Source organism: Nocardioides sp. NPDC059952, from assembly GCF_042730435.1.
Classification (GTDB): domain Bacteria; phylum Actinomycetota; class Actinomycetes; order Propionibacteriales; family Nocardioidaceae; genus Nocardioides.
In genome coordinates this window covers 21,702-29,918 of the sequence record NZ_JBHWLY010000076.1, presented here as the reverse complement: position 1 = coordinate 29,918, position 8,217 = coordinate 21,702, and the positions used below count along the sequence as shown (strand labels likewise).

At 68.5% G+C, this 8,217-nt stretch carries 9 protein-coding genes; 1 reads left to right on the top strand and 8 read right to left on the bottom strand.

Annotated features, from left to right (window positions below):
- Window positions 1-7: 7 nt before the first annotated feature.
- Genes ACFV9G_RS25030 through ACFV9G_RS25015 form a run of 4 tightly spaced genes read right to left on the bottom strand, consistent with a single transcriptional unit; the run spans window position 8 to window position 2,518 of the window.
- On the bottom strand, window positions 8-535 hold the full coding sequence (locus tag ACFV9G_RS25030; RefSeq protein ID WP_378731097.1) for a twin-arginine translocase TatA/TatE family subunit: 528 nt from the start codon (window positions 533-535) through the stop codon (window positions 8-10).
- Entirely contained in the window at window positions 523-1,296 is a 774-nt protein-coding gene (gene tatC / locus ACFV9G_RS25025; RefSeq protein ID WP_378731095.1) for a twin-arginine translocase subunit TatC, read from the bottom strand. The genes ACFV9G_RS25030 and tatC overlap by 13 nt, the downstream gene beginning before the upstream one ends.
- On the bottom strand, window positions 1,293-1,487 hold the full coding sequence (locus ACFV9G_RS25020) for a twin-arginine translocase TatA/TatE family subunit (protein WP_378731092.1): 195 nt from the start codon (window positions 1,485-1,487) through the stop codon (window positions 1,293-1,295). The genes tatC and ACFV9G_RS25020 overlap by 4 nt, the downstream gene beginning before the upstream one ends.
- Before the next feature lie 35 nt (window positions 1,488-1,522).
- Window positions 1,523-2,518 carry an intradiol ring-cleavage dioxygenase gene (locus ACFV9G_RS25015; protein WP_378731089.1) on the bottom strand — a complete coding sequence of 332 codons (996 nt, stop codon included), beginning with the start codon at window positions 2,516-2,518 and terminating at the stop codon, window positions 1,523-1,525.
- Between the two features lie 554 nt (window positions 2,519-3,072).
- On the opposite strand from ACFV9G_RS25015, the gene ACFV9G_RS25010 reads away from it, so the two are divergent.
- Window positions 3,073-4,308, top strand: a complete 1,236-nt coding sequence (locus ACFV9G_RS25010; protein ID WP_378731086.1) for an HNH endonuclease — start codon at window positions 3,073-3,075, stop codon at window positions 4,306-4,308.
- Window positions 4,309-4,570: 262 nt separating this feature from the next.
- On the opposite strand, the gene ACFV9G_RS25005 is transcribed toward ACFV9G_RS25010, so the two are convergent.
- Genes ACFV9G_RS25005 through ACFV9G_RS24990 form a run of 4 tightly spaced genes read right to left on the bottom strand, consistent with a single transcriptional unit; the run spans window position 4,571 to window position 8,213 of the window.
- Window positions 4,571-4,819 carry a zinc-ribbon domain-containing protein gene (locus ACFV9G_RS25005; RefSeq protein WP_378731084.1) on the bottom strand — a complete coding sequence of 83 codons (249 nt, stop codon included), beginning with the start codon at window positions 4,817-4,819 and terminating at the stop codon, window positions 4,571-4,573.
- Between the two features lie 21 nt (window positions 4,820-4,840).
- The gene (locus ACFV9G_RS25000) at window positions 4,841-6,493 is read right to left on the bottom strand and encodes an amidohydrolase (protein WP_378731082.1); all 1,653 of its coding nucleotides are present in this window, start codon (window positions 6,491-6,493) and stop codon (window positions 4,841-4,843) included.
- The gene (locus ACFV9G_RS24995) at window positions 6,493-7,326 is read right to left on the bottom strand and encodes an ABC transporter permease (RefSeq protein WP_378731080.1); all 834 of its coding nucleotides are present in this window, start codon (window positions 7,324-7,326) and stop codon (window positions 6,493-6,495) included. The genes ACFV9G_RS25000 and ACFV9G_RS24995 overlap by 1 nt, the downstream gene beginning before the upstream one ends.
- On the bottom strand, window positions 7,323-8,213 hold the full coding sequence (locus tag ACFV9G_RS24990) for an ABC transporter permease (protein ID WP_378731078.1): 891 nt from the start codon (window positions 8,211-8,213) through the stop codon (window positions 7,323-7,325). The genes ACFV9G_RS24995 and ACFV9G_RS24990 overlap by 4 nt, the downstream gene beginning before the upstream one ends.
- Window positions 8,214-8,217 lie beyond the last annotated feature (4 nt).

The following is an 8,217-nucleotide window of genomic DNA, read 5'->3' as shown; positions in this document are numbered from 1 at the left end:
AAATTGGTCAGGATGAGCCGACTCGGCGTTTCGTCGAGTGGGCGGGTCGGGACTCCTGGAGGAGGGTGTTGACCTCGGTCAGGAGGAGCTCGGTCTCGTCGTCGGGGGATCGGGGCGGGACGTACGCGGCGAGGCGGCGGGGGTCGTCGTCAGGGAGCGAGGAGATCAGGACGCGGCGGGGGTGGGCGGAGCCTCCGGTGACGAGATACTTCTGCCCGGGACGTACGCGGCTCGCTTCCGCCTCCAGATCGGCAGCCGCCTCAGCGGTCGCCTCCGTCGGGGCCGAGGGGGTCTCCGTGAGCGCGGTGCGGACGATGCGGCGCGGGTCGTACTGGCGTACGTCCAGGGCTTCCAGCTCCGCACGCGAGATCCCGATCTCGGTCTCCGCCCGGGCCTTGGAGGCGTCGACGAAGCTCCGGAACGAGCGGATCAGCTCGGCGAGGCGGTGGGTGTAGAGCGGGAGCCGCTGGGGGCCGATCACGAGGCCGGCGAGGATCGCGACGAGGAACAGCTTCTCGAAGCTCAGACCGAACACGGCTGGCTCCTTTCGAGGCGGCGGTCGTGGAGGTGGGTGATGAGGACGGCGGCGGCGAACAGGGCCGACATCGGCGCGGCGACGAGGAACATCGACAGTACGTCGGCAGCCGGTGTCACCAGCGCGCTGAACAGCACGATGACGACCACGATCGCGCGCCAGCTGCGCCGCAGGGTGCGTGAGGGGAGCAGGCCGAGCAGGTTGAGCACGACCACGAAGACCGGCAGCACGAAGGCGACCCCGATGGCGAGGACCATCTTCATCACGAAGTCGACGTAGTAGCCGGCGTTGAGGATCGTGCTGTCCTCGGTGGAGGAGAAGCCGGCGAGCATCTCGACCATGTGCGGGAAGAGCAGGAAGCCGAACGCGCAGCCGGCGGCGAAGAGCGGGATCGCCGCGGCGAGGAACCCGAAGGTGTATCTCTTCTCGCGCCGGGTCAGACCCGGTGTGACGTACCCGAAGAGCTCGGCCAGCCAGATCGGGCTGGAACAGATCACGCCGGTGAAGAGCGCGATCTTGAGCTTGAGGTCGAAGGCACCGGTGACGGTGTCGTAGTTGAGGCTGGCGTCCTGGGACTGCGCGATCTGCTCGATCGGTGAGCGCAGGACCTCCAGGATCTGGTCGGAGAGCCAGAAGCCGACGACCACGCCGACGAGGAGCGCCACCGCCGCCCGGATCCCACGCCTGCTCGCCTCGCGCAGGTGGCCGGCGACGGGCATGGTCCCCTTGGCGGTGACCGGTGCGGCGGTGGCGGTGGTCATGACGCCCTGCGGTCAGCCACGGCCTCGACGGTGACGGGCTTCGCATCGGCGGCGTCGTGGGTCTCGTCCTTGAGGATGCGTACGGACTGGCCGACGCTGCGAGCGAGAGCCGGCAGCTTCGCGGAGCCGAAGACGAGCAGGATGATGGCGAGGATGACGAGGGCGTGCCAGCCCGTGAGGTTCTGCAACATGGTGTTCTCCTTGGTCGGTTGTCGGGTCTTCGAGGTCAGCTGGACGGCATCTCGGGCGGGGTACCGCCTTCGCCGCCCTCGGGCGGAGCACCGCCCTCACCGCCACCGCCGCCGGGAGCGGCACCCATGGTGGCTTCGGTGGTCGTGTCGACGGCGACCGCGAGCGAGCCGGTGTAACCGGACTCCGCGTCGCCCTCGAACGTGCCCATCTCCAGCTCGTAGCCGTCGCTGAAGACGTTGTCGGTGTCGAGCGAGACCTGCGACATGTTGTCCGCCGAGCCGTCGTAGGTGTCGAGCTCGTAGACGGGGGTCAGCATGTCCTCGGGGAACGCCACCTGAGAGGTCGCGATCGCGTTGTCACCGGTGGTCGCCGAGTCGGCGTCGGGATAGACCTCGAAGTGCATGTGCGTCCAGCGGCCGGAGTAGCAGCCGGGGACGATCGTCTTGAAGGTCACCTGGCCGTTGGCGTCGGCGACCTGGACCCCACGGAGGTACGTCTCGTCCTCGACGCCCTCGGAATACATCGAGTACTGGCCCTGGGCGTCGCACTGCCACAGGTAGACCGCGACGCCTTCGAATGCCGCGTTGTCGTTGGCCATGTCCGTCACGGTGAAGGTGAACTCGAGCGGCACCCCGTCGACGGTGGTGCCGCCGTCCAGGCTGGAGGTGATGTCGCTGCGTACGATCCCGGACTCGGTCAGCACGTTGGTGCCGTTGGTCCCGTCAGCGGGGTAGGGGCCGTTGGTCTCCTGCGGGATCTCGCCGTCGGAGGTCGTCGACGTCGTCGACCCCGCCGCGCCGGACCCCGAGGAGGTCGACCCCGAGCTCGACGAGCTCGTGGACCCACAAGCGGCCAGGGCGGCGGCCCCGACGCCGACCCCGACGAGTCCGAGGACCCGGCGCCGGGTCAGCAGCGTCGAGATGTCGAAACCGGCACCCTGGTCGACCACCTCCTCTTCGGGGCGGACAAGCAGGCGACCTTCATAGGCAGGGCCTTCAGGGGTGTTCTCGGGTTCGGGTACGCGGCTCATGTCATCTCCTTGACGTTGGGCTTTGCTGCGATGCCCCCGACTCTGGCTTGCTGGTTGGTGAGGAGTATCTGACTCGGCTGTGAGGCTGCTTTGAGATTTCGCCGTGGTCGTGTGCGTAGGCGACTGAGCGGCTTGGGTGCCTGATCGGGTGGCGTAGGGCGGGTGGGGCCGAGTGCCTGTCCGGGTTGGGAGATTCAAGACCAGGGTGTTTGGCCTGGGTGCCATTCGGGTGTATTGCGGGCTTCCGGCATCGGCTTGGGTTTCGTCGGGATATCTGTCCCTGTCCGGGTTTTCAGAGGTACGTCGGGGTGTGCCCAAACGGGACTGAATCAGTTCTCATAAAAAGCAAGTAAAGGCGGACTTCTGGGATTCGGTCGTGGTTTCAAAAATGGACTCTGAACTGCCTATATGTTCGTTTATTGCGCTATGCATAAACATGCTTTGAATGGTAGATTCGATGCATGAAAACAGTCGCTGAAGCCGGGTCTTCGCCTGGATTGTTAGCCGGGGTGCGGGCGGCACGTGCAGTTGAGGATCAAGCGGCTCGCGACACCTTGATCCTTGCTGCGAAGCACGCCGCTGCGAACGTGGTGGAGACCGTTGGTGAGGCGGCGGTGCTGGAGGTCGACACCTACGGAGACCGTGCGGTCATGCTCACGGGGGCGGGTGCGCCGATGATCTCGGAGGCGGCGGTGATCGAGTTCGCCGCGGTGTTGGGTTACTCGACCTACACCGGACGGAAATACCTCGCCGACGCGGTCGAGCTGGCCTGGCGGCTGCCATTCACCTGGGCCCGGATCCTCGACGGCACGTTGGCCGGGTGGCGGGCCCGTCGGGTCGCCGAGATCACCCGCCACCTCGATCCGGAGGTCGCGGGCTGGGTCGACACCCAGGTCGCTGCCCATGCCCACAGGATCGGTCCTGCTCAGCTGGAGCGGACCGTGAAGGAAGCCGCGGCCCTGTTCGAACCCGACCTGACCGCCGCGATCGCAGAGGAAGCCGTCGACTACCGACGCTGTGACGTCGAGACCGACCCTTCGCTGTTCCTGCCCTCGGTCGGTGCCGAACAGGGCCAAGCCGCCGGCGCGACCGCGGAGGTCACCGCGACGCTCGACGTGGCCGATGCGCTCGACTTCGAGGCTGCGGTCGCCACGATCGCCCATGGCCTTCTCGACCACGATGCCACCGCCGATCTGTCCCTCGATGCCCGCCGAGCGGCTGCGCTCGGGATCCTGGGCCGCGCCTACACCAGCGGCACCGGTGATGGGCTTCCCGGGAACGGCCGGGTGATCGACCTGAAGATCCACACCGACACCCGGGACCTGGCCACGACCGGCCTGGTCCGGATCGGCAACACCCGTGGCCTCGCCACCATCGAACAGCTCGACCGCTGGGCGAGCCTGCCCGGAGTGGTCGTCAGGCCAACGGTGGTGATCGACCTGAACGAGGAGATCTCGACCGAGGCCTACGCCCCGACCCGACGGCTGAGGACCCAGGTCGAGCTCATCGACCGGACCTGCGCCTTCCCCGACTGCAATGTGAAGGCCGAGCACTGCGACCTCGACCACCGCATCCCTTACGACCAGGGCGGCAGGACCACCACCTCGAACCTGACCTGCCTGTGCCGACGACACCATCGCGCCAAGACCCACCTCGGCTGGACCTACGAACGCCTCGCAGCGGGCCGCTACCGATGGCGTTCCCCGAACGGCTACCTGTTCCTCACCGGCCCCGACGGCACCGTTGACGTCGGCAGCATCGGCGGCGTCGCCCCAGGCCGCGCTGCCTGACCACCGCACAACAGCCGTCGACGGCGTACCTCCCGACGTACCTCTGAAACCCGGACAGGGACAGGTATCCCGACGAAACCCAGACCGATGCTGGAAGCCCGCAAGACACCCGAATGGCACCCAGGCCAAACACCCTGGTCTTTGAATCTCCCAACCCAGTCAGGCACTCGGCCCCACCTGCCCTACGCCACCCGATCAGGCACCCAAGCCGCTCGGTCGCCTACGCACACGAGCAGCCCGACAGCCAGCCCCAGCGGAAGGGTCAGCCGAGGGTGGGACGCGGAGCGGAGAGGAGCTGCTCGGCCTGCTCCTTGGACAGCTTCGAGGCATAGCCGCAGTAGGTGCAGTCCATCCGGCGCGACTTGCTGACCGGGAAGAGCGGGATGAAGAAGAGCGTGAACTTGTTGACGACCTCGAACAGGCGATGTGCCGCCTGCTGGCGGCAGTGGGGGCAGACCAGCGAGAGCGTGGCGAGCAGTCGCGTGTAGGTCTTGAGCCCGAAGATGATCATGCCGACGAGTCTTGCACGCGATCAGCGCCGGTGGACCTCGCGGCCGTCGACGTAGGTGTGGGTGACCCGGGTCCGGGCGAGCACGTCGGTGTCGTCGTCGAGGATGTCGTGGTCGACGACGACCAGGTCGGCTGCGTACCCGGTCTCGATCCGGCCGGTGGAGCCCTCGAGACGGTTCAGGTGGGCGGTGCCGGTGGTGTAGCCGGCGAGGGCCTCGGCGACCGTCAGCGCCTCCTCGGGCAGCAGCGGGGCGGCGTCGGCGGGCTGGTCGGGCCCGCGGCGGTTGACCGCGACGTGCATGCCGAGCAACGGGGCCGGGTCGGAGACCGGCCAGTCGCTCCCGCACGCGATCCGGGCACCCGTACGCAGTAGCGACCCGAACACATAGTGCTGCTCGCGCGCGGCCGGTGCCAGAAACGGCAGTGTCAGCACCTCCACCGCCTCGTCCCGGCACGCCCACAGCGGCTGGATGTTGGCGGTGACCTCGAGCGCGGCGAACCGAGCGACGTCGGGCGATGAGACGACCTGGACGTGGGCCAGATGGTGTCGCAGCCCGCTGGCCCCGTTGAGCGCCCGCGCGTGCTCGATCGCGTCCAGGCTGTCGCGGACCGCCCGGTCCCCGAGCGCGTGGATGTGTGCCTGGAACCCGTTGGCGTCCAGGGCCGCGACGTAGGTGGCCAGGGCGTCGGCCGGGATGAAGGAGAGCCCACGGTTGTCGGTGAGATGGCCGTGAGCGTCGAGGTAAGGAGAGAGCATCGCGGCCGTGTGCGTCTCGCAGACGCCGTCCTGCATCAGCTTCACGCTGGCCGCGTCCAGCCCGGCCGCCGCCGCACGGGCGCGGCGCGAGATCAGCTCGGGCAGCTGCTCCAGCCCGCGGTCGCGGTCCCACCACTGGGCGAGGACGACCTTCGCGGTGAGCACGCCGGACTCCCGTGCGGCGATGTAGGTCGGCAGCGAGTCGGGCATGCCGAGCCCTTCGCCGACCAGCGCGTCCTGCCAGCCCACGATGCCGACGGAGTGGAGATGGCGCTGCGCGGTGAGCAGCGCCTCGGTCAGGTCGCGGGAGGTCGGCGTCGGCACCAGCGAGCCGACCAGCGCCATCGCACCCTCGTGCAGCGCGCCGGTGGGTCGACCGGCGGCGTCGCGCTCGATGCGCCCGTCGGCGGGATCGGGCGTGTGGGCATCGATGCCGGCGATCTCGAGCGCGCGGCTGTTCACCCAGGCGGAGTGGTGGTCGCGGTTGGGCAGGAAGACCGGCCGATCGGGAAGCAGCCGGTCGAGAGGCTCGGCGCTCGGCACCCCACCCGGGAACGAGTCCATCGACCAGCCGCCGCCGGTGACCCAGGCGCGTCCCGGGTCGGCCGCGGCGTAGGACCCGATGGCGTCCAGGTAGCCCTCGAGCGTCGAGAGTCCGGTCAGGTCGCACTGGTTCATCTCCAGCCCGGCCTGGATCGGATGCACGTGGGAGTCGTGGAAGGCGGGCAGGACCCATCGGCCGTCGAGCTCCTCGACCACCGTCTCGGGCCCGGCCAGAGCGTCGAGATCCTCGCCGATGGCCGCGATCCGCCCACCCTGGACCGCGAGGGTCACCTCCGACCAGCTCCCCGAGCCCCCCGAGCACAGCACGCGGCCACCGCGCAGCAGCAGGTCCGCCGGGTCGACGGGACCGCCCATCAGTTGACGGCCATGGTGTCGGTGACCGAGGAGCCCGAGCGCTTGAGCACGAGCGCCACCAGGCCGAGGACCAGGAGCGTGAGGACCAGCAGGATCGTGGAGACCGCGGCGATCTCGGGCTTGAGACCGGAGCGGACCGAGGAGAGCACGTAGACGGGCCACGAGGTCGTGCCGGAGACGTTGATGAACGAGGAGATCACCGTGTTGTCGAGGCTCAGCGTGAAGGCCAGCAGCCCACCGGCCAGCACCGCCGGTCCGACCAGCGGGAGCGTGACCTTGAAGAAGGTCGTGACGGGCCGCGCATAGAGGTCCGCCGAGGCCTCCTCCAGCGACGCGTCCAGCCCGACCAGGCGGGCCCGGACGATGTAGGTGACGACCGCGGTCGCGAAGAGCGAATGCCCGATCACGAGGCGTACGTAGCCGTTGTTGAACGGCAGCAGCGACCAGTCCTGTCCGAGCGTCACGAACCAGGGGAGCAGCGCGATGCCGTCGACGATCTCGGGCGTCACCGAGACCAGCAGCAACAGCAGCGTGAACGGGCCCGCCCAGCGGCCCGGGAACCTCGCCATCGCCATCCCGGCCAGGGTGCCGAGCGCGCACGCCAGGAGCGCGGCGATCACGGCGGTCTGGAGGGAGACGGCGACGGTGTGGCGTACGGTCGGCCGCTCGATGATCGCGGTGAACGGCTGCAGGCTGAAGCCGTCCCAGGCGGTGAGCAGGCGGCCGCCGTTGAAGGAGTAGATGCCGATCACGATGATCGGGGCGAACAGGAAGACGAAGACCAGCGTGGTCCACACGCCGAGCGCGAGATTGGTGCCGGAGGGTCTACTCATGCGGTCGCCACCTCCTTGGTTCCGATGACGAGCTTGCTGCGTCTGTGGACGAGCCACCCCACTCCCCACAGCATGGCGATGGCGAGGACGACGACGACCATGGTGAGCAGGATGAGCACGACCGCCATCGCCGAGCCCAGCGCCCAGTTCTGAGCGGTCAGGAACTGGCTGGCGATCAGCGAGCCGACCATTGTGCCCTTCGCGCCGCCGAGGACCGCCGGGGTGACGTAGTCGCCCATCATCGGGATGAAGACCAGGATGACACCGGCGATGATGCCGGGCCGCGCCAGCGGCAGCGTGACCTGGAAGAACGTCCGCACCCGGCCGGCGCCCAGATCCTTGGACGCCTCACCGAGGGCGTTGTCGACGCGGTCGAAGGCGACGTACAGGGGCAGGATCATCAGCGGCAGATAGTTGTAGATCAGGCCCAGCAGCACCGCGCCACGGGTATTGAGCAGGTCGTGCGGGTCGGCGACCAGACCGACGTCGGTCATGAACCCGGCCAGGGCGCCCTCGGAGGACAGGATCACCTTCCAGCCGATCGTGCGGATCAGGAACGAGGTCCAGTAGGGGACCATCACCAGCGCGATCAGCAGCCCGCGACGTTGCGCGGGGACCTTCAGGGCCATGAAGTACGCCGCCGGCATCGCGATCAGCAGGCAGGCGACCGTGCCCAGCACGCTCATCCACAGCGTCGCCCGGAAGATCGTGAAGAAGGTCGGGCTGAACGCCTCGGCGTAGCGGTCCAGCGACATCACCGCGTTGCTGTGGGTGCCGAACATGCCGGGCTTCTCGCCGAGGCTGAACCAGGCGACCTGCAGGAACGGCACGACGAAGAAGACCGTCAGCCACAGCCACGCCGGGACGGCCAGGGCGAAGCCCGGCATCCTG

Coding starts and splice junctions, on each gene's coding strand:
- tatC (WP_378731095.1), bottom strand. CDS start 1,296: ATGACCACCGCCACCGCCGCACCGGTCACCGCCAAGGGGACCATGCCC.
- ACFV9G_RS25000 (WP_378731082.1), bottom strand. CDS start 6,493: ATGGGCGGTCCCGTCGACCCGGCGGACCTGCTGCTGCGCGGTGGCCGC.
- ACFV9G_RS25005 (WP_378731084.1), bottom strand. CDS start 4,819: ATGATCATCTTCGGGCTCAAGACCTACACGCGACTGCTCGCCACGCTC.
- ACFV9G_RS25020 (WP_378731092.1), bottom strand. CDS start 1,487: ATGTTGCAGAACCTCACGGGCTGGCACGCCCTCGTCATCCTCGCCATC.
- ACFV9G_RS24990 (WP_378731078.1), bottom strand. CDS start 8,213: ATGCCGGGCTTCGCCCTGGCCGTCCCGGCGTGGCTGTGGCTGACGGTC.
- ACFV9G_RS25015 (WP_378731089.1), bottom strand. CDS start 2,518: ATGAGCCGCGTACCCGAACCCGAGAACACCCCTGAAGGCCCTGCCTAT.
- ACFV9G_RS24995 (WP_378731080.1), bottom strand. CDS start 7,326: ATGAGTAGACCCTCCGGCACCAATCTCGCGCTCGGCGTGTGGACCACG.